At 43.9% G+C, this 21,264-nt stretch carries 20 protein-coding genes; 14 read left to right on the plus strand and 6 right to left on the minus strand.

The window, feature by feature from the left end; genetic code table 11:
• Positions 1-454 precede the first annotated feature (454 nt).
• The 4 genes from BJP37_RS06725 (at position 455) to BJP37_RS06735 (ending at position 3,658) form a co-directional block, all read left to right on the plus strand.
• Positions 455-1,006 (plus strand): NUDIX hydrolase, encoded by a 552-nt coding sequence (locus BJP37_RS06725; protein WP_075897472.1) that lies wholly within the window; start codon positions 455-457, stop codon positions 1,004-1,006.
• On the plus strand, positions 999-2,423 hold the full coding sequence (locus BJP37_RS06730; protein WP_075897474.1) for an FAD-binding domain-containing protein: 1,425 nt from the start codon (positions 999-1,001) through the stop codon (positions 2,421-2,423). The genes BJP37_RS06725 and BJP37_RS06730 overlap by 8 nt, the downstream gene beginning before the upstream one ends.
• Before the next feature lie 734 nt (positions 2,424-3,157).
• Positions 3,158-3,310 (plus strand): hypothetical protein, encoded by a 153-nt coding sequence (locus BJP37_RS38695; protein WP_158069467.1) that lies wholly within the window; start codon positions 3,158-3,160, stop codon positions 3,308-3,310.
• Between the two features lie 144 nt (positions 3,311-3,454).
• Positions 3,455-3,658: a type II toxin-antitoxin system HicB family antitoxin gene (locus BJP37_RS06735; protein ID WP_008182203.1), complete on the plus strand. Its 204-nt coding sequence runs from the start codon at positions 3,455-3,457 to the stop codon at positions 3,656-3,658.
• Between the two features lie 313 nt (positions 3,659-3,971).
• Here BJP37_RS06735 and BJP37_RS06740 read toward each other — a convergent pair whose 3' ends face one another.
• Complete coding sequence (locus tag BJP37_RS06740) at positions 3,972-4,928, minus strand: NAD-dependent epimerase/dehydratase family protein (RefSeq protein ID WP_075897476.1); 957 nt, start codon at positions 4,926-4,928, stop codon at positions 3,972-3,974.
• A gap of 184 nt (positions 4,929-5,112) precedes the next feature.
• On the opposite strand from BJP37_RS06740, the gene purD reads away from it, so the two are divergent.
• The gene (purD, locus tag BJP37_RS06745; protein WP_075897478.1) at positions 5,113-6,384 is read left to right on the plus strand and encodes a phosphoribosylamine--glycine ligase; all 1,272 of its coding nucleotides are present in this window, start codon (positions 5,113-5,115) and stop codon (positions 6,382-6,384) included.
• A gap of 161 nt (positions 6,385-6,545) precedes the next feature.
• Here purD and BJP37_RS06750 read toward each other — a convergent pair whose 3' ends face one another.
• The 3 genes from BJP37_RS06750 to BJP37_RS06760 form a co-directional block, all read right to left on the minus strand.
• Positions 6,546-8,438, minus strand: coding sequence for a bifunctional serine/threonine-protein kinase/formylglycine-generating enzyme family protein (locus tag BJP37_RS06750; RefSeq protein ID WP_075897480.1), 1,893 nt, complete (start codon positions 8,436-8,438; stop codon positions 6,546-6,548).
• Between the two features lie 209 nt (positions 8,439-8,647).
• Positions 8,648-9,754, minus strand: a complete 1,107-nt coding sequence (locus BJP37_RS06755; protein WP_075897482.1) for an RNA-guided endonuclease InsQ/TnpB family protein — start codon at positions 9,752-9,754, stop codon at positions 8,648-8,650.
• On the minus strand, positions 9,741-10,370 hold the full coding sequence (locus tag BJP37_RS06760) for an IS607 family transposase (RefSeq protein WP_075897484.1): 630 nt from the start codon (positions 10,368-10,370) through the stop codon (positions 9,741-9,743). Before BJP37_RS06760 ends, BJP37_RS06755 begins: the two co-directional genes overlap by 14 nt.
• 241 nt (positions 10,371-10,611) lie before the next feature.
• Between BJP37_RS06760 and nuoH the strand changes: the two genes are divergently transcribed.
• The 9 genes from nuoH to BJP37_RS06805 all read left to right on the plus strand — a co-directional run bounded on the left by nuoH (position 10,612) and on the right by BJP37_RS06805 (position 18,708).
• Positions 10,612-11,730 carry an NADH-quinone oxidoreductase subunit NuoH gene (gene nuoH / locus BJP37_RS06765; RefSeq protein WP_071103183.1) on the plus strand — a complete coding sequence of 373 codons (1,119 nt, stop codon included), beginning with the start codon at positions 10,612-10,614 and terminating at the stop codon, positions 11,728-11,730.
• Between the two features lie 177 nt (positions 11,731-11,907).
• Positions 11,908-12,513 carry an NAD(P)H-quinone oxidoreductase subunit I gene (ndhI, locus tag BJP37_RS06770; RefSeq protein ID WP_071103184.1) on the plus strand — a complete coding sequence of 202 codons (606 nt, stop codon included), beginning with the start codon at positions 11,908-11,910 and terminating at the stop codon, positions 12,511-12,513.
• Positions 12,514-12,765: 252 nt separating this feature from the next.
• Entirely contained in the window at positions 12,766-13,380 is a 615-nt protein-coding gene (locus tag BJP37_RS06775) for an NADH-quinone oxidoreductase subunit J (RefSeq protein WP_075897486.1), read from the plus strand.
• Positions 13,381-13,502: 122 nt separating this feature from the next.
• A complete protein-coding gene (nuoK, locus tag BJP37_RS06780) occupies positions 13,503-13,814 on the plus strand; it encodes an NADH-quinone oxidoreductase subunit NuoK (protein WP_071103186.1) in 312 nt (103 codons plus the stop codon).
• A 315-nt stretch (positions 13,815-14,129) separates the two neighbouring features.
• On the plus strand, positions 14,130-14,822 hold the full coding sequence (locus tag BJP37_RS06785; RefSeq protein WP_075897488.1) for a rhomboid family intramembrane serine protease: 693 nt from the start codon (positions 14,130-14,132) through the stop codon (positions 14,820-14,822).
• 407 nt (positions 14,823-15,229) lie between these two features.
• Positions 15,230-16,636, plus strand: coding sequence for a 3-isopropylmalate dehydratase large subunit (gene leuC / locus BJP37_RS06790; protein WP_075897490.1), 1,407 nt, complete (start codon positions 15,230-15,232; stop codon positions 16,634-16,636).
• A gap of 11 nt (positions 16,637-16,647) precedes the next feature.
• Positions 16,648-17,250, plus strand: coding sequence for a 3-isopropylmalate dehydratase small subunit (gene leuD, locus BJP37_RS06795; protein WP_075897492.1), 603 nt, complete (start codon positions 16,648-16,650; stop codon positions 17,248-17,250).
• Positions 17,251-17,408: 158 nt separating this feature from the next.
• Entirely contained in the window at positions 17,409-17,633 is a 225-nt protein-coding gene (locus tag BJP37_RS06800; protein ID WP_075897494.1) for a hypothetical protein, read from the plus strand.
• A 73-nt stretch (positions 17,634-17,706) separates the two neighbouring features.
• Positions 17,707-18,708 carry an N-acetylmuramoyl-L-alanine amidase-like domain-containing protein gene (locus BJP37_RS06805; RefSeq protein ID WP_075897496.1) on the plus strand — a complete coding sequence of 334 codons (1,002 nt, stop codon included), beginning with the start codon at positions 17,707-17,709 and terminating at the stop codon, positions 18,706-18,708.
• Between the two features lie 186 nt (positions 18,709-18,894).
• Here BJP37_RS06805 and BJP37_RS06810 read toward each other — a convergent pair whose 3' ends face one another.
• Together BJP37_RS06810 and BJP37_RS35815 are read right to left on the minus strand one after the other, a co-directional pair.
• Complete coding sequence (locus BJP37_RS06810) at positions 18,895-20,406, minus strand: group II intron reverse transcriptase/maturase (RefSeq protein ID WP_075905829.1); 1,512 nt, start codon at positions 20,404-20,406, stop codon at positions 18,895-18,897.
• 634 nt (positions 20,407-21,040) lie between these two features.
• Entirely contained in the window at positions 21,041-21,196 is a 156-nt protein-coding gene (locus BJP37_RS35815; protein ID WP_330359411.1) for a hypothetical protein, read from the minus strand.
• Positions 21,197-21,264: the final 68 nt, after the last annotated feature.

The raw sequence follows: 21,264 nt of genomic DNA on the forward strand, positions 1-21,264 counted from the left end.
CTACTATAACCAACTACAGCTAATTTTAACTCCGTTGAATTACTGATTAAAATCAGCGAATTATTATGAAATAATAAAGATGTCGCTATTAAATATTTTTAGGATAGATTAGTAATATTAAATCATAGTTAATATGAAACATTATACAGATGTAAAATAGCCAAGGTAGTAACAGTTAGTTATAAGCAGCGGGTAACATTAGTTATTGAATTGATAAACACAGATGGGACAACAGTATAAAAAACTGGAGTATAAAAAACTGGCATCCGGGAAGCAGTCACCCTTACTCTAAGTCTGGTAACCATTAGCCTAAAGCTTAAAGCCTATGGTGGAAAGAGCTTTGGTGCTTCCCTGGCACAAATTGCCCGAATTAGGTAAAATCAATGACGGGATTTGCGATCGCACAACTCCTCCAAGGGCTAAACTGTCTTAATCTTTAATCCTTTATTTTTTTATGCTACCTGGTCAAGAACCCCCAGAACTTCTGAAAAAACACCTATTTTTCCAAGGAAGACGATTTAGCTTCGAAGTCAATTCTCTACGTCTTCCTAATCAATCAGAAGGGCAATGGGAATGTATCCGTCACCCTGGTGGTTCCTTGGCGGTACCGGTAACACCCGATGGTAAACTGGTACTCGTACGGCAATATCGCTTTGCTGTTAGTGGGCGTCTTTTGGAATTCCCTGCTGGTACGGTAGAATCCCATGAAAACCCAGCTGAAACTATTAAACGGGAGATAGAAGAAGAAACTGGCTATCGCGCTCATCGCTGGAAATCTTTGGGTAAATTTCCCCTTGCTCCTGGCTATTCTGATGAGTACATTTATGCGTTTCTGGCGCAGGATTTGGAGAAATTGGAAGCCCCTCCTAAGCAAGATGCTGATGAGGATATAGAGGTGGTTTTAATGACACCAAAGGAGTTAGAACAAGCTATCTTGGAGGGTGAGCCAGTGGATGCTAAATCTATTTCCAGCTTTTTTATGGCTCGTCCGTTTTTGAATGAGTAACCTGATTCTATTCTGGCATCGCCGTGATTTACGCATTTCTGACAATGTGGGACTAGCTGCTGCTTTTGAGCTCAGTCCTAAGCTTGTTGGTGTTTTCTGCCTTGACCCTATTATTCTAGAGCGGGATGATATTGCCCCAGCAAGAGTAACTTATATGATTGGCTGCTTAGAACAATTGCAGCAAAGTTACAGACAAGCTGGTAGTCAACTATTAATATTACATCAAGACCCTAGGCAAGGAATTCCTAATTTAGCTGCTGCTCTGGAGGCTAAAGCTGTTTGTTGGAATTGGGATGTGGAACCTTATTCCAAGGAACGGGATCAAGCTGTAGCAGCAGCTTTGAAGGAAAAGGGTATTGCTGTCTATAACTATTGGGATCAGTTATTACATGCACCAGGAGAAATTTTTACTAAGTCTGGCAATCCCTATACTGTCTACACTCCTTTCTGGAAAAATTGGCAAGGTCAATCTAAGGCAGAACCTGTAGCAACTTTGACTAGGGTTGAATCCCTGACGGAAATAGAACAAGACCATGCCTTAGCAGCAGGGGTGAGGGATTTACCTAGCGCTAAAGATTTGGGGTATCTCTGGGACAATGAATTGTTAGTAGCACCAGGGGAAAAGGTAGCCCAAGAGATACTAGAGGAATTTTGCGATCGCACTATTGGGGATTATCAGGAACAACGTAATTTCCCAGGGGTAGATGGTACCTCCAAACTTAGTGCTGCTCTCAAGTTTGGTGTGATTGGGATTCGCACGGTTTGGCAGGCCGCTCAGAATGCTTATAATTTGAGTCGCAGTGATGAAGCTCGGCAAAGTATCCAAACTTGGCAACAGGAACTGGGTTGGCGGGAGTTTTACCAACATGCCATGTATTTCTTCCCAGAATTAGCACAAGGGCCTTATCGCCAGAAATTCCAAGATTTTCCCTGGGAGAATAATCCAGAATTCTTTCAAGCTTGGTGTGAGGGCAAGACTGGCTACCCGATCGTTGATGCTGCCATGAGGCAGTTAAATCAAACCGGATGGATGCATAACCGCTGTCGGATGATTGTTGCTAGTTTTCTGACTAAGGATTTGATTATTAATTGGCAGTGGGGGGAAAAGTATTTTATGCAGCGGTTATGGGATGGAGACCTGAGTGCTAATAATGGTGGTTGGCAATGGAGTGCCTCTAGTGGGATGGATCCTAAACCATTGCGAATTTTTAACCCAGCTAGTCAGGCTAAAAAGTTTGACCCGGACGGTGAGTATATTCGGGAATGGTTACCGGAGTTGAGTTCTGTGGATACGGAGTATGTTGTGACTGGGAAGATTCCTGAAAGCGATCGCGAAATGTGTGGGTATCCAGCACCAATTGTTGATCATAATCAGCAGCAGCGTCGGTTTAAGGAATTGTATAAGGAATTGCAGTGATGCCAAGGCGTTGCTTAATAATGGAATGATTTTAAGAGTAGGTGCGCGCCTCGTGGCGAGTAAATCGCCCTTGGGTCGCACCTGTGGAATGGGCATCTTGGTAGAACTGGCATCTTGGTAGAACTGGCATCTTGTGTAGAACTGGCATCTTGCCAGTTTCCTCCTTATTTTCGAGCGGGCAGGATGCCCACTCTACTCCATTGGTGACAACTTAAGGCTGAATCCCAATGTTCAAGAAGGTTTGAGCATCGGTCGAAAGAAAAAATCTGGACTACTTTTTTGAGTCTCAGGAAAGGGAGCCACAATTAATCGAACTCGAGGTTTTCGGATCGATTTGACCACCCCTAAATCCAGGGTAATCGCATCTAAAATTGAGTGGAAGTATGTATAAAATGTGTGTATAGAATTGATTTTTAACCCAGGTCACCAGCTCACAGAGCCAGAGGGATACCAGCTATTAATCCCAGCAGTAAGGCGAAGAAGGGCTAGTATGTTCGGGTTGTCTGTCCACCTGTAGTCTTAATCCTAAAGTGAATCTGAGTCCAAGGCTTTTAATTCCATATCTCTTTATGACTTCTATTAATGTTATTAAATACTTGATTCTTTCTTTTCTATCTCTGTCTTGATGCAGCGCGGTCTTGGGGTAAACCCCAAGACCGCGCTGCATCAAGAATTGCTGTAAGTTATTAAAAATATACCCTTTTTATTTTACATTATTACCGTCTTATCCTTAATTGAAACAACTATATCCTTATGAAAAGTACCAAGATGATTGTCCCTCGTGGGATGCAGTTAAGGCGGCTTCGGAATATGCGATCGCCAATCAGTTAGGAGTGTGGGGGAATCCCGCAGCGGTTAAGCCTTGGGATTATAGGAAAAAGAACTGAAGTGGTTGCTACCGCAAAAGACTTTGAGATTATACTAATGTTCGCTGTAGTCTAGTTAACTAGATTATTTAAGCCGGATCATCTGATTGATCCATGAGGTGATGAGTTAAAATACAGAAAAAACTATTGAGCAAGCAAACCCAAATGCAGATTAAGGTCGCAATACATCCAGCAGAAGAAGGTGGTTTTTGGGCAGAAGTACCCGCACTACCTGGCTGCATTACTGAGGGAGACACAATGGAAGAGGTTTTAGCAAATCTTCAAGATGCAATTGAAGGTTGGTTAGAAGTTGCCAGCAATTCCTATATTCCTGAACCAAACAGCAAAATTGTGGAAGTTACAGTATGAAATCTGTTTCTGGCAAAAAATTCTGTAAAATTGTTGAGAAAAAAGGATGGGTTTTGAGAAAAATTACCTGCAACAGTACCAATCGGAATTAGCTGGCGCAATTAGACAAGCCTTTCAAATAGCTGGGGTTGAGCTTTAGATCACTTCTATACAGCAGTACCCATTAAGATGTTTGACATTGATAAAAGAAGCAAAAGCTGTTTTAGTCAACTTTTAGGTGCGACCCGTGGCGAATTTAATTCGCCAACGGAAAGCGCACCTTTGCCTTTTGCCTTTTGCCTTTTGCCTTTTGCCTTTTGCCTTGCCCGTAGCGCTATACAGGAGCGTACAAATTTTGTATCCATTCCCATTCTTGGGCTAAGCCTTGGGATAGGGATACCTGAGGTTGATAACTTAGCAAGGTTTTGGCCTTGGTAATGTCTGCTGCAGTGTGACGTGCATCTCCTTTGGCTTTTTCGATGTAGTTTTTCTTAATGGGATGTCCAACAATTTGTTCAATGGTGTCGAGAACATCCGCTAGCACCACTCGGCTACCACCACCAATGTTAAACACTTCCCCAACAGCAGCTGGTTTAGTACCTGCAGCCAGATTCGCGGCTATGATGTCTTTGATGAAGGTGAAGTCTCGGGTTTGCTTTCCGTCACCATATATGCTAATGGATTCATCCGTGAGAATCGCTTTTAGGAATTTGTGAAATGCCATGTCTGGGCGCTGCCTCGGTCCATATACGGTGAAATAGCGTAAGGCAGTAACGGGTACACCAAAGTTATGGTAATACAGTAAGCATAGGTGTTCTGCGGCTAGCTTGCTTACCCCATAGGGGGAAACCGGTTGGGGCAGAATGGTTTCAGATGTCGGTAGGGCTTCGGCATTACCATAAACTGAAGAGCTGGAAGCGTAGACTAATCTGGTCAGATGTTTGGCATCTTTGGCGGCTTCGAGTAGAATTTGGGTAGCATTAATATTGCGCTCGGTATAATCCCGAAAACCATCCCCCCAACTGGCACGAACTCCAGCTTGTGCTGCCTGATGATAAACTACCTCTACATCGGTTAGGAGCGATCGCCAATCAAGGGTCTGAATATCACTTTCGATTAACTCAAAAGCGGGATGCTCTTTAAAATTTTCAATATTCCGGCGCTTGAGGTTGGGATCGTAGTAATCGTTAAATTGATCAATACCAATCACTCGCTCACCTTGATTCAAAAGGGTTTCTACTAGGTGAGAACCGACAAAACCCGCAGCACCCGTAACGATATTAAGAGCCATAAATTTAAGATTTCAAACTATTGCCTAAGCTTTAGTTAGACTAGTTGATATGTAGATGTATATTAAATCTAGTCTGGCATACTATTTTAAATAGTTACAAATTTTTTTTTGGTAAAAATGGATTCAATACTTTGGTAAGCTCATAGAATAAGATAGACTATTCACCACAGAGTGTACAAAAAACGTGAAGATTTTGGTAATCGGCAATGGGGGAAGGGAGTACGCCCTTGCTTGGAAGCTACTGCAATCTCAAAGTATTCAGCAGGTCATATGTGTTCCTGGTAATGGTGGCACCGCTACACTAAGAGGTTGCCAAAATCTTTTATTAAACGTTCAAGATTTTGAAGCAATTGCTGAGTTTGCTCTGGTTAACGATATATCTCTAGTGGTGGTTGGTCCAGAACTGCCACTGTCATTAGGTATTACAGACTATCTCCAAAGTAAAGATATCCCTGTGTTTGGTCCCACCCAGGAGGGAGCACAAATTGAGTCGAGTAAGTCTTGGGCAAAGGATTTGATGCAGTCGGCTGGTGTTCCTACCCCAAGTTTTGCTGTGTTTACGGAACCAGAACCAGCATTGGCTTATGTCAAAACCCAGGTAGCACCAATTGTGGTTAAAGCCGATGGCTTAGCAGCCGGTAAGGGAGTAACTGTTGCGGCTACGATAGACGAAGCCGAAACGGCTGTGGAGTCACTCTTTCAGAATGGGTTTGAGACGGTGGTCATTGAAGAGTGTGTCACCGGTCAAGAAGTTTCGGTTTTGGCTGTTACGGATGGCTTGACGGTTCGTCCCTTAGTACCAGCTCAAGACCATAAGCGAATTGGGGAAGGGGATACCGGTCCCAATACCGGAGGGATGGGAGCTTATGCTCCTGCACCGATTGTTACCCCAGAGCTAAGCATACGGATTGAAAAGGAAATTCTTAATCCTACCCTTGAGGCTTTAAAGGTCAGGGGAATTGATTATCGGGGGGTTCTCTATGCAGGATTGATGATTACTCCAGAAGGAAACCCAACGGTTCTGGAATTTAATTGTCGCTTTGGGGATCCAGAAACTCAAGCTATCCTACCCTTGCTAGAAACTCCCCTAGATCAGGTGCTTCTGGCTTGTACCCAACAGCGACTGGCGCAATTACCAACTATTACTTGGAAACAAGGGGCTGCGGCTTGTGTGATTGCTGCCTCTAAGGGGTATCCGGGAGCTTACGAAAAGGGTAAGGTAATTACTGGTATTGAACAAGCTGAACAACATGGAGCAATAGTTTGCCGTGCTGGTACTACCCTGAAACAGAAGGAGCTAGTTACCAGTGGTGGTCGGGTTTTGGGGGTTACCGGCACCGGTAAAACAATAGCGCAAGCTTTATCAGTTGCTTATAGCGCTATGGATTGTATCCAGTTTGAAGGGATGTATTACCGTCGGGATATTGGTTATCGGGTTTTGCAGGATGAAGGCTGACTTGTATTGGTTGATTGTATGGGTTTTATTGATGCGATTAGCCCGAAGGGCTACGCTACGCGAACGCATTCGTAAGTTCTTGCTGAGTTCTTGCTGCCATTGAGACCAGCAACAGGAGACCAGCAACAATCCCTCAACGGCTATTAACCATGGTCAACCCATTAAGGAATACTAATATCGCACACTACCCGAAAACCAATGTTGACTTCGATATTGTCTGCCGGGATATAGCTGAAGCGGCAAGCCGAGCGGCATATCCCAGGAATGATATCCCAGGAACCACCGCGCAGAAGCCGGGAATGATGATCATACTCATTGATACTATTTAGCCAAGCACTACCATCAACGGGAGCGCTTAGGTAGTTTGGGTACCAATGGTCAGCACACCACTCCCAAACATTCCCATGCATGTCATACAAACCAAAGGAATTGGCTACACCAAAGCTACCTACACGAGTAGTTTGTTTTCGATATACCCCTTCTGGCTCAGAGCTGTATGTACAGTTGCCATCGTAATTGGCCACATTGGTAGTAATGGTTTCACCGAAGTGGAATGGCGTACTGGTACCAGCTCGACAGGCATATTCCCATTCCGCCTCACTCGGAAGCCGATAGTTTCGTCCAGTCAGCCTAGATAGTATAGCACAAAATTTCATCGCCTCATACCAAGATACCTTTTCCACTGGCAGAGTATCGCCTTTGAACTTGGAGGGCTGGGGGTTTAGGGAAGGGGAGACTTGGAATAATGTTGCTACAGTCCGCCACTGAGCCTGGGTAACCGTAAACTTTCCCATGAAGAAGGGAGAGACTCTGACCCCATGCTGTGGACTTTCATCATCGCTATGTCCCTTCTCAGTTTCTGGTGAACCCATCAGGAATCTTCCTCCAGGGATGTACACCATATCTAGCCCTAAACCATTGCCTAAGTCTTCTGTGAAATATTGGGCTTGGTGACGGCGGCGCTTTTTAATGTCACCGTATTTATCTAGAGTTACCACATCGAAGTCAAAAGAGTTTAGGGTCACTCCCTCGAATGGTGAGGGGTCAGAGTTTTGAAATTGGTTAAAAAATCCAGCTACAGCTATTCCTAAACTGCCAAACCCCCCCACGTGATTTGATTGCGGTCTATTAACAGTAGAATCATCTGGTTTCTGGGATGGCCGTGGAGGATTAAGTTCGGAGTTTATTGCTTGTAACTTTTCCCAAAGAACCTGAGTATCCTTAGGACGTTGATAAACTCGCACCATCAGACTATCCAGAAAATCCCCTAACTCCGAAGAAATCTGTGGTGCATGGGGTCGCCACATTAAGATATCATTACCAGCATCATACAAATCTGAGGGTTCTTGCCCTGTCAGCAAATAAACAAATGTCCGTCCTAGGGCGTAGAAATCCGATTGGGGTACCGCTTGACCATGGATTTGTTCTAGGGGAGTATACCCAGGGGAAATCATACTGGTAACATTCCCAGCAGATTGTTTTACCATATAGGTTTCGGTAACTTGGCGTGCTGTGCCAAAATCAATTAATACTAGTTGTCCATCTGGACGCAAAATAATATTAGAAGGTTTGATATCTCGATGGAAAAAGTTTTCCTGATGAACTGCTTGGAGAATATCAACGATTTGAAATAACCAATCCAAGGCTAATTTTTCATCAATTGGGCGATTTCCTCGTTTTTCTTGATACTCCTCTAAATTAAGCCCAGAGATTTTTTCCATAACCAAACAGTATAGGGGGGTTTGGTGGTTTCTGGGAAAGAAGGTAAAATTTTCCTCTGCTTTAGGAATACCTGGGTGATTGAGCTGAGTCAGAACTCTGGCTTCTTGCTCAAAAAGTTCTACAGCTTTAGGTTCATCGTTAATCAAAATTTTGAGAACCTTGGCAATTCCCTTGTGAGTCACCTCATAGATTCGTCCAAAGCCACCTTCTCCAAGTAATCGGCTGACCCGATAACGTCCCGCCAGCAATAACTCAGAACCGCAGCTTGAGCAGAATAGGTCTGTATCAGGGTTACGGGGCTGAGGACACCCAGGATTTATGCACAGGCTCATTGGGGTCAAAGATGGGTCGATGTACTTGAAAGTTTAGCTTGAAGTCTGTTAAGTAGAAGTTTGAAGTAGAAATGTGTTCGCGTAGCGTGGCCTAAGCGGTATCAATACAGCGCGATCGCACTCCCATCCAATTGGTGATGAACCCTATATATAAAAACAATAGCGATAGAGCTATCCTAGCAATGCTTTAGGTGCAACATTTAACCTGTCTAAACCTGCTCATCAGCAGGAATGACCTGTATAGCACCAGGTGAAAACCTGATGGTTGTTGCCGACAAAGCGCGGATCATTATGTTCCGCGCGCCATTCCAATCCCGTGGTAAAAAGAAACCACATTCTGGGCATTGAAATTTTTTGTTACCGCCTAATTTCTCGTGAATGTGCCCACATTTTGGGCAGGTTTTACTCGTGTAAGATTCATTAACTAAGACCACCTTCACACCATGGCGATCAGCCATTTGAATCAAATGCTGACGAAACTTATAGTGGCTCCAATTGAGCAGATTACGAGCTGTTTTCTTATTTAACTTTCTGGCTGATTTTACTACCATCTCAGAGGTCTCAAATGTGGGCAGAAAAATCAGCTTGTAGTTGTTGACTAGAATTGAAGCTGATTTATTGTGGCAGTCTTTAATTAAATCTTGGATTTTTTGACGCAATCGATGGGCAGCTTTCCTCATTGCTCGTCTCTGACGTTTTGCAGGGCTTAAGTCAATGGGACTCATCAACCGATCTAACTGTTGACAAAGCCTTTGAATTCTACCAATGTCACCAGTTCCTATTTCGATGTAGCTGACACCATCAAACCCAGTCAAGAAAGTTCTGATCCCAGGGTCTAAAGCGATCACCCTGTCTTTCTGAGTGGGAGTCGGCTCAATGTATTCAGGAAAGACGCCATACCATTTTCCCTTAATCCACACTAACTGGGTACCGTAAATGCATTCATTAGGAAAGCCTTGAGGTGAACGAAAAGACAAGCCTTTTACCTTTGTTAGGTACCAAGAACCTTTCTTGAAGTCCCCCGCTTTGAACTTAATTACCTGACTTGTTTCTCGGCAGGACTTAAATTTAGCAAAACCATTATTGACTTTCGCTTGTTTTGACGCATCGATCGCATCAGCTACTGCCTCTTGTAGTTGATGACCTGGAAGGGTTTTTACCCATTCTGGTCTATCAGCGCTTCTTGCTATTTTCTGTAGATCGTAGGTACTACCTTGATAGCCGTTTTTGATTGTGGCTATTGACCAGTTATAGACCCAGCGATAAGCATTAAGCCAAGTTTTCCATACTTTATGAAGTTCTTTAGATGGAAACACCCTGATCTTCAAGACACTGTTTGGTGTCAACTTCACCGTCTGGTTCCGAGATTTTTTCTTGTACCGCTTTGCTGAGAAGTTTTTGGTATTTCCGGAGTCCGTAAAGCCTAGCAGAGAAACAGTGGAGGATGGACAGGATATCTTCGACCAACTCTTGTTCTGGGGACAATTTGCGTTCATTGAGAACCACGAGTTTAACCTTGCCTTTTTGGCACAACCACTCAAGCAATGGAAAACCAAATCTAACTGCTCTGTCTGGGTAAGCGATAACAAATGCTGAGATATCAGAGCTGTATATTCGTTCCAGTATTTTGAGGAACTTGCGCCGCTTAAAATTGAGTCCTGACCCAATTTCTGTAATAACTTCTGCGTTTGGGTATTTTGCCCGTAAAAATTGAGCTTGTCGATCGAGGTCATCCCGTTGGGAGTAGGTAGAGACTCTTGCATAGCAGACAATGGGCTTAATCTGCGGAGTTTCTCCTTCGACACAGAACCGCCTTTGATTCCCTTTTGTCCTGATACTGTCGAGTCTCCCCTCTTTGTCCCACCGCCTAAGAGTTGAGATCGAGACTCCGAGGTGCTCGGCTGCCTCTTTTGGAGTGACATATTTTTTCATTGACCGTGAACCTTACTAAATCTAGTATACTTAACTTTAGTAAGGTTTGCTAAGGCTTAGTAAGATATCTGGCTAATAGTTACACCTCTAGGATAGACAAGGAGTGATTGGGTGATGGGGAGAAATTCAGCTCTCAAGTATATACTAGACACTGAAGTTCTCAAAAAATCTTCATAAAGAAACTTATACCCACTGATACCAGCGGTATCGATGGTCTCAATGATAACCTTCATGGGAAAATATGAATCCAGGAATTGACCTCCAAAGCAGTTTTATTCAATCGCTAAGTGATCTAGGCATCCCCGCTGGTGCAGCTAAAGCCATTTGGATGCCATTACCCCTATTTCTAATGATTACCGTTGCCACCGTAGGGGTTTTGGTAGTGGTCTGGTTAGAACGAAAAATTTCTGCTGCTGCTCAACAGCGCATTGGTCCAGAATACGCTGGACCTCTAGGGGTACTCCAGCCTGTAGCAGATGGCATCAAACTCGTCTTCAAAGAAGATGTTATTCCAGCCAAATCTGATTCTTTATTATTCACCCTCGGACCAATCCTGGTTGTACTGCCTGTATTTATCTCCTACCTGATTGTACCGTTTGGACAAAACTTGGTAATTACCAATGTGGGCACAGGCATATTCCTGTGGATTGCTTTGTCGAGCATTCAGCCGATTGGTTTGTTAATGTCTGGCTACGCCTCTAATAATAAGTATTCCTTACTCGGAGGCTTAAGAGCTGCAGCTCAGTCTATCAGTTACGAGATTCCTCTAGCATTAGCGGTTCTAGCTGTTGTCATGATGTCCAACAGCCTCAGCACCATTGACATCGTTGATCAGCAATCCGGATACGGCATTCTCGGTTGGAATGTCTGGCGTCAACCAGTAGGTTTCCTAATTTTTTGGATTTCGGCCTTGGCAGAATGCGAGCGACTTCCCTTTGACTTACCCGAAGCAGAAGAAGAACTGGTGGCTGGTTATCAGACAGAATACGCCGGGATGAAATTTGGTTTGTTCTATGTTGGTTCCTACGTCAATCTCGTGTTGTCTGCCTTGCTCGTAGCAGTGCTCTATCTGGGTGGGTGGGAGTTCCCCATTCCTCTGGATAAACTCGCCGGCTGGCTAGGGGTGAGTGAAACCAGTTCCTGGTTGCAGGTGATTACTGCTTCTTTAGGGATTACCATGACCCTGCTAAAGGCTTACTTCCTGATCTTTACAGCTATTCTGTTACGCTGGACACTGCCTCGGGTTCGGATTGACCAATTGCTTAACTTAGGGTGGAAATTTCTACTACCAGTAGCTTTGGTAAATCTTCTATTAACTGCTGCTCTTAAATTGGCATTTCCAATTGCATTTGGTGGTTAGTTACTAGTTATATCAAGTCCGTTTACTGGCTACTTTTTTATTGAAAAAAAGTCAAAAATAATGATAAATCCATACTAATAATAAGTAGTCAAACGGACAGGGTATAATTGAAAAAAAAAGATATAAATCACAAATCAGAGCTCAGGACTAGAATCAAGAGAGAGACACTAAAATATTATGCTAAAGTTCCTCAAACAGGTTGGCGACTACGCTAAAGAAACTGTGCAAGCTGCTCGCTACATTGGTCAAGGGATATCGGTGACGTTTGATCACATGCAACGGCGTCCAATTACAGTACAATACCCTTACGAAAAACTAATCCCCTCTGAGCGCTATCGCGGTCGGATTCATTTTGAATTTGATAAGTGTATTGCCTGCGAAGTTTGTGTGCGGGTTTGTCCGATTAACTTGCCAGTGGTAGATTACGAATTTGATAAAGCTACTAAGAAGAAAAATCTCAAGCACTACAGTATAGATTTCGGAGTTTGTATTTTCTGTGCTAACTGCATTGAATACTGCCCCACTAACTGTCTATCAGCGACGGAAGAGTATGAAATTTCTACCTACGACCGTCATGAGTTGAACTATGATAATGTGGCTCTGGGACGCCTGCCCTATAAAGTTACCCAAGACCCGATGGTAACTCCTCTACGGGAATTGGCTTATCTACCAAAAGGGGTTATGGATCCTCATGATTTGCCAGCAGGTTCTCAACGGGCTGGTATGCGCCCAGAGGAAATTCTCGAGCAAATGGAATCAAAGGAAGAAGACGTTAAGAGTTAGTTGTTAGTCATTGGTCTTTTGAAGGTTGAAGGTTAACGGTTCAAGGTTGAAGGTTGAAGGTTCAAGGTTCAAGGTTGTTCGCGTAGCGTGGCCTTTTGGCCAAGGTTCAAGGTTGAAGGGTGAAGGTTAACTATCAAATAGTTAATACTAACTGTTAACTAGTGAAGGTTAACTAGTGACTTTTGACTGTGACCAATGACTTATAACTAATCACGATTAGCAAAAAATATATCACGAGGAGATAAGTTAAACATGAATCTAGCCCAAGGGGTTCAGATAATTTCTGTTGCCATACTATCGGTGATGATGATTGGGGCGGCTTTAGGGGTTGTCCTTCTTTCCAACATTGTATACTCAGCGTTTTTACTGGCTGGTGTTTTCATCGGTATTTCTGGATTGTATATTCTCCTAAATGCTGACTTCGTGGCAGCAGCACAGATATTAATCTATGTTGGGGCGGTCAATGTCCTAATTTTATTTGCCATCATGTTGGTGAATAAGCGAGAGGATTTTACACCAATGACTAAGCGCTGGGTGCGCACTGGGTCAACGGCTATAGTCTGTATTGGTTTGTTTGCGCTTCTGAGTACAATGGTTTTGGTAACGCCATGGTCAGTCGAAATTGAGCCAGCTATGGTTGTTACTAATACTGCTGTGGAGATTGGTCAGCATTTTTTCAGTGACTTTTTATTGCCGTTTGAGCTAGCTTCTGTACTTTTGTTAATGGCAATGGTAGGGGCAATTATCATAGCTCGTCGGGATTATATTCCTGAGGAATTGGTGTCGAGAGATCAGGAAATTGCTACAGCTTTGACATTACCTGAGCGTCCTCGGGAGCTTGCTTCTGTCCCAGGTGATTCTAAATAAGACAACAGTTTAGTGTTTGTTAGTGTTTGGTTGAAGGTTGACTGTCAACGAGCAAGGAGCAAAAATCAACCATTAATTACCCATTGAAAAGCTACTATTACCTACATAAAACATCATAATTTATGGAACTTCAACTCCAATACTTTTTACTGCTTGCTGCGGCTTTGTTTTGCATCGGGATTTATGGTCTAGTGACTAGCCGCAATGCCGTGCGGGTGCTGATGTCCATTGAGCTAATGCTGAATGCGGTGAACCTGAATTTAATGGGGTTCTCTAATTTTCTAGACTCAGCAGGGATTAAGGGTCAAGTTTTTACTGTGTTTGTAATTACCGTAGCAGCTGCAGAAGCGGCAGTGGGTTTAGCTATTGTGCTGTCGATATATCGTAATCGGGATACGGTGGATATGGAACAATTTAATCTGCTGAAGTGGTAGATTATACAAAAGCTAAACATAGGGCGTTGCTAAATTATGGAATGATTGAGGATACTTGGTAAGTACTAAATGGTAACTGACCCAACTAGACTTGATATTATTCCTTAGATCAGCAACGCCAAAATCTAGCACTCTTCAATCAGCTGACCTATTCTAGTTCACAAATCAAGTTTTAGTTAACTTGAGAACAGTGTGATCATAGACGGGGGTTTAAAACTGACTGCTTAGCAAAAACTCAAAGATTAGTTAATTGTGTAAACTTGCTTTAGAATCTGGTGTGACTATTTCGGTGAACTCATAAAATAAAAACGACTTATGGTACCCCTAAGAGACGAAAACCCAATCACAATCACGCCATATATTACTATCCTTCTGATTGTTATTAATATTTTAGTCTTTATCTATGAACTTAGCTTAAATAAACTAGAACTCGACACGTTTTTTAGGCTTTATGCTGTGGTACCTAAGGAGTTAACCGCTAGCTTCGAGGGTTTTCCTGTGGGCCAGCCTGTGCCAGAACCCTTGACTCTCATCACATCCCAATTTCTCCATGCTGGCTTTCTTCATGTTGGCTCCAATATGTTATTTTTGTGGATTTTTGGTAACAACATTGAAGAAAAACTTGGGGGGATAAGGTTCTTAATTTTTTATCTCACTTGTGGGGCTTTAGCCGCGTTAGCCCAATGGTTTTTTTCAGCTCTATCTCCTATCCCTGCTTTAGGAGCTAGTGGAGCAATTGCTGGAGTGATGGGTGCCTATATTCTCAGGTTTCCTAATGCTAAAATCCTGACTCTAGTGCCCCTATTTTTCATATTTTTCGTAGCTAGGATACCAGCTGTATTTTATCTAGGGTTTTGGTTTCTACAGCAAGCGTTTAATGGCATAGCTAGTCTGGGAGCCCAGGCTCAAGTGGGAATGGAGGGGGGAGGAATTGCTTACTGGGCTCATGCTGGTGGATTTGTGTTCGGAGCTATCCTTGGTCCAATCTTAGGTTTATTTGATGATTAGTGATTGGTGGGGATGGGTAAGCCTTCAGCAGTCAGCAGTCAGCAGTCAGCAGTCAGCGGTCAGCGGTCAGCAGTCAGCAGTCAGCTTTCCGTAACACAGATTAAACAAATGCTTACCGGTTTTATTCACTGGTTTTATTCAAAAGCTGTTATCGTAGGTTGCCCATAGCACATAAGCTAAATGCTGATCGCTAATGGCACCTCAAGTACCGTGGCACAGGCCACAAGCGCTGTGATGTAGCCCATAAGCTGATAGCTGATAGCTGAATACTTATGGGGACGCTGTTAATTTTTTTAGCAAGATTGTCAAATATGTGTTGAAAATAACATATTTTAGAATAAAATGTAGAATCTGGGGATAAAATACATTACCCCTGTCTTGGATTCCAGGTAAGAAGCCTTTTCTAAATGAGCGCGAGAACACTGTTTGACAAAGTTTGGTATTTACATAGTGTTGGCACGTTGCCTTCGGGTCAGACTCAACTATTTATTGGTTTACACTTAATTCATGAAGTTACTAGTCCCCAAGCCTTTGCGATGCTGCGGGAACGGGGATTGAAGGTGCTGTTTCCGGAACGCACTGTGGCAACGGTAGACCATATTGTTCCGACGGAAAACCAAGGTCGTCCGTTTGCTGATGTCTTGGCAGAGGAGATGATGCAAGCGTTGGAAAACAGTAGTAAGGAGTTTGGGATTCGATTTTATAATATCGGCTCTGGGAATCAGGGCATTGTCCATGTGATTGCTCCGGAACAGGGATTGACTCAGCCAGGCATGACGGTGGCTTGCGGGGATTCCCATACTTCGACTCATGGTGCGTTTGGTGCGATCGCATTTGGAATTGGTACTTCTCAAGTCCGTGATGTCTTAGCCTCCCAAACCTTGGCATTGTCTAAGCTTAAGGTTCGCAAAATTGAGGTGAATGGCAGTTTACCCCCAGGGGTTTACCCGAAAGATGTGATCTTACACATCATTCGTAAATTAGGGGTCAAAGGTGGTGTTGGCTATGCCTATGAATATGCTGGTACTACCTTTGAGCAGATGTCGATGGAAGGACGGATGACTGTGTGTAATATGTCCATTGAGGGGGGCGCTCGGTGTGGCTATATTAACCCGGATCAGGTAACCTTTGACTATCTTAAGGGGAAAGATTTTGCTCCCAAGGACGCAGATTGGGATCAGGCGGTGGCTTGGTGGAACAGTATCCGCTCCGATGACGATGCCGTGTATGATGATGTGGTTAAATTTGAAGCGGCAGACATTGCGCCTACAGTGACCTGGGGGATTACACCAGGTCAAGGAATTGCGGTTAATGAAACTATTCCGATACCGGAGAGTTTGCCAGAAACAGAAAGAGCGATCGCACAACAAGCCTATGAGTACATGCAGCTAACTCCAGGCACAGAGATTCAAGGCACAAAGGTGGATGTGTGTTTTATCGGTAGCTGCACCAATGGTAGACTGACTGACCTGCGAGAAGCCGCTAAATTTGCTCAAGGTCATCATGTGGCTGAGGGAGTCAAAGCCTTTGTGGTTCCAGGTTCGGAACGGGTCAAGCAAGAAGCGGAAGCAGAAGGACTCGATCAAGTCTTTGTCGAGGCTGGGTTTGAGTGGCGAGAGCCCGGATGCTCAATGTGTTTGGCAATGAATCCGGACAAACTCCAAGGGAGTCAGATTAGTGCTTCCTCTTCTAACCGTAATTTTAAAGGTCGTCAGGGGTCTTCCACAGGACGGACATTATTGATGAGTCCAGCAATGGTTGTAGCCGCAGCGGTTAAAGGGGAAGTGGCTGATGTTCGGGAGTTGATGGTATAGGAGCAGGTCTGATGAGTAGTGAAGTAAAGATGATTACCGGAACAGGAATTCCTGTAGTAGGGAATGATATCGACACCGACCGGATTATCCCAGCTCGATTTTTGCGCTGTGTGACCTTTGATGGTCTCGGACAACAGGTTTTTGTTGATGACCGCGCTCAAGCTAACGGACAACATCCCTTTGACCAACCCCAGTATCAAGGTGCAACGGTTTTAGTAGTAAATGGTAACTTTGGCTGTGGATCTTCACGGGAACATGCCCCTCAAGCGATCGCAAGATGGGGGATTCAAGGTATTGTCGGAGAGAGTTTTGCCGAAATCTTTTTTGGTAACTGCTTGGCGATGGGGCTTCCCTGTGTCACAGCTGACTCAGAAACCGTGAAGCAATTACAAACAAGCCTCCATCAGAATCCTGAAATCCCGATGACCTTGGATTTGGAAGAGATGCAAGTCTATTGTGGTGAGTTGCAGGCTTCTGTGTTTATGGAGGATGGACCAAGAAACATGCTGCTGACTGGGACTTGGGATACTTGTGGACAACTGGTTGCTCAAGTAGAAGCGATTCGGGCGACAGCGGCTAGGTTGCCTTATATGGATTGGGGAGTTGTTTCCTAGTAGCCGATTAACTAGTAGCTGGTTAACTAGACATCAATTGAGAATAGATCACAACATTTTGATCTATTGTTGTATAAACTCAAGTGATGTCAACTATTATACAAATGTTAAATTAGTTCCTAGCCAGTCACAAGCCTCTAAAGCAGAATATCTAAACAATGAAAGAACAACTAGAGAAACGTCTTCAACAACTCAAAGCTGAGTACGAATCTGGTCAAAAAGTTTTGGCTGAATTAGAAACTAAGCAAGCTAATGTCAAGCAAACGTTGCTGCGGATCGCTGGCGCGATTCAAGTGTTAGAAGAAGAATTGGCCAACGTTGAACAGGAAAATAATTTTGTGGACCCTAAAGTGGCTAGTGAAATAGTTAACACTGACCAGTGAATAGATATGGGTTAACAGATCAAAAGTGGTTCTCCCTTGGCGTTCGGTTTAGGTTAGGTTTATAGGTTTAAGAATGAAAAAAAGCTTGAGGCTAGCTGCGCTTTTGTATATACTCACGTGTTGTGTGGCTTCTGGTTTAGTATCTCAAGCTACTGTTGAGTCAGAATCTGGTCAACTAGGCCATAAACGATTAATTACTAGTAAATTAATTAGTAGCACTATATCCGAATCATTAAAGGATAGGGCTGAGTCACTGATGATAGCCCAATTTCCCCTACCAGAAATTAGTGACCCAGCAGATAAAAAGCGTTTCGAGCAGGTGATGGAGTATGCGATCGCAAACCACTTGTCTGAGCGTCCGCTCCCAGAGATCATGCAAGCGATCGCAAAGCAATTTCTGGGCGCAAGCTACAAAGCTCACTTATTAGACCAAGCTAGCCAAGAAACCCTAGTTATCACTCTCAATAAATTTGACTGCGTCCTCTTTGTGGAAACCATTCTAGCCCTAGCGCGAGGGATAGCCGTAAAGGATTATTCTCAACAGACCTTTGTCAATCACCTTCGTGACCAGCGTTATGGGGATGGTAATCTGAATGGCTATTGCAGCCGATTACACTATTTCTCTCAATGGATTGATGACAATCAGAGAAGGGGCACAGTTAAAAACATAGCGCTAGATTTAGGAGGAGTATCCCGCCAGAAAACTCTCAACTACATGAGTAAACACAGGGGTAAGTACCCATCTTTGGTCAGGTATGAGTCAAATTACCAGTGTATTGTAGCCATGGAAGCTAATCTGAAGCAGACAACTGTTAATTTCATTCCCCATGATCAGATTAGGAAAGCCTACAATCAACTGCAACCAGGGGATATCATTGGCATTGCTACTACTATTCCTGGTCTAGATGTCACCCACACTGGGTTAGTGTATCGTACTGCTGACGGAAATATCGGTTTTATTCATGCATCACCTGCTGGTAAAGTTACCATTGCCCGTGATTTACAACGGTATGCCAGACATGTTAGACATTCCGTTGGGATTGTAGTCGCTCGACCGGTTGATCCTGGTTTTTGATCCAGGTGTTCCGGTCTGTTTGTCATTGCCGCATTATCTGAGATACTCTTAAACTGTCATAAACCGGAAGAAAACCGGATAAAACGGTCAAGGTGCAATTATTAGAGTCGATGTCCGGTATTACCCGGAGCACCTCTCCTTCAAATCCGTACGTGACGGTTTCCCGTCATACGGCTCCTGGGTATTCTAGTCTTTCGACTTGCCCCCGTGGATATATTGGTGACAGCTTTGGTGAACGGCCATGAGGTTGTTCTCCTTCCAGTTGTCGTGGTTCCCATCAATGTGGTGTAAGTGTACTCTTTCTTCATTGATGAATTTTAATCCGCAATATCCGCAGGAATGGTTTTGCTTGTTCAAAGCTGTCGAGGTTGCATTGTTGTAGAGTTTGCTGTTTCGCTTACTCCAGTAGACTAAGTCTCCGTTATATGGGGACTTAGTCCCTTTAACCATTGTGTGGCCGTTTTCTTTCCATGGTACTTTTGGAAAGGCTTTTCCTAACAGTTTCTTTGATTTATACCGATTTATTGTTTTCTGCTTTCGGAATTTTCTTTCGGCAGCTTTCATCGGGAAATATAGGTTGTTAGGTGAGTCTTCCATGCAGCACCATTTATGGTAGTTTCTCCAGCCTCTTACAATGGGTGCCAGTTTCTTTGCTTTGACTTCTGCACCATAGTTCGAGCTGTTAATTATGGTTTTTACTTTCTTTAGGAAGTTTTTGAGATTCTCCTTAGCGGGGTAGCTCTTAAATCTTCCGTCATATTGGACTCGAAAGTACCAGCCCAAGAAGTTAAATCCATCTGTCGTTTTGGTTAGCCTGGTTTTTTCTTCACTGATTTCCATTCCTCTTTCGGCCAGAAAGGTTTTGATTTTATTCAAGACCTTTTCTGCATTGTCTTTTGGCTTAAGAAAAATCACCATGTCGTCTGCGTATCGGACGCTTGGGTGTATTTCCTCTATTCCGTCAAGTGCGATGTTGGCAAGTAGTGGGCTGACCACCCCTCCCTGCGGGGTACCTTGTTCAGGGAACTCCGGGTTGACTCCTGCCTTTAGACATCGGTGTATCCCGGTCTTTAGACTTGCTGGAGCAATTAACCTGTCCATAATGGATTTGTGGGAGATACGGTCAAAGCACTTCTTGATGTCTAGTTCGATTACTCTTTTGTTAATGCCGTTTTTATTAGATTGCAAGTGGTTTGCTATCTGTCTTTGGGCATCGTGAGCACTGCGTCCAGTCCTAAACCCGTAACTCCGGGCGTGAAAGGTTGCCTCGTGTGCTGGTTCGAGAGCGTATTTTGCGATTACTTGCCATGCTCTATCGGCGATTGTAGGTACTTTAAGAATTCTTACCTTTCCGTTCTTTTTTGGGATTGGTATTTCACGTAGTCGGTTATGTTTCCAGACGTGGACATAATCGTTCAGTTCTTTTAGTAGCTTGAATCGCTCTTGGTGTCGTAGGGCTGTCTTCCCATCGACTCCGGCGGTGCGTTTACCCTGATTTAATTGTGTTACTTGACGGATAGCCAGTAACTGTGCCGAACGAGATTTTAGAATCAGTTTCTGTAGAGACCGTGCTTTCCTCAAATCTCCAGCTTGAACTGCTTTAAATACTCTTCTTTGTAGGCGGAAAAGGTTTTTATGGAATTGCTTCCAGTCCTGCTTTTTCCAAAGGTCACTAGATTTTTGTCTGTGTCTACCCATGCTCTTCATTGATTTGTATTTTCTGAACCCCGTGACCAGTTTCCGGTCACATCTTACCCACCAGTAGGGATTAAGTTTGGCATAACTTACTGAGGTTACGACCTGTCCTCAGACCTTTATTTCGCTGGTGTTTTTACTCGTTCCATCTATCAGATTGTTATGGCGATTTAGAGCAGTCCAATTTGCCTATCCTCTTCTCGGAGTTTACAGCTGTCACAATTAATAACGGAGAATAAAAGGATGAAGTCCACACGATGTTCCTCTCAGATTGTGGCTCCAGGCTAAGACACTTTTCTAGGACTTGTTTACTCTTGTCGCCTCCCCGTTAGCGCCAGTGTTTAGGTATCTGTTTCCCCTCTGATTGCGCCCTGTTGCCAGCTTCACTCTGACAGATTGCCGTCTGTCTCGGTGTGGCCAGGTAGGGAGTCACCTGTTCTCCTCAGGGGTGAGGTTTTCACTCACATCCGTAGGACAGTTAGGATTTTGGAAGGTTTCCCTTCGTTTATCCCCTTACTCATACCCCTCGGTTCTCCCGAGGCTCCTAGTAAGAACGAGCCGCACTATTGTTGCCTGAGTGAGGGGTGGTCATACAGTAATTGGAGTTGAACCTTCCACCCATCTGTCTAGGCGTTCCTCACATCTCGATGAGGAGTTGCTTGAAAGCCTGGTTCTTAGTATGTTTAGAGTCAAGCCATTCAAGCTCAACCGCATCTACCAAGTCCAGCCCCCATCCTTCCAACCAACGCGCGGTACGACGCAACAAAACTGCCTGAACCTCGGCTCTACTCATGTACCGGGTAATTTATTAAACTAAGCCGAGGAGTCGCCTCCCTGACTCGTCTTCAGAACCGTACGTGA

It is taken from the genome of Moorena bouillonii PNG (genome assembly GCF_001942495.1).
GTDB lineage: Bacteria > Cyanobacteriota > Cyanobacteriia > Cyanobacteriales > Coleofasciculaceae > Moorena > Moorena bouillonii.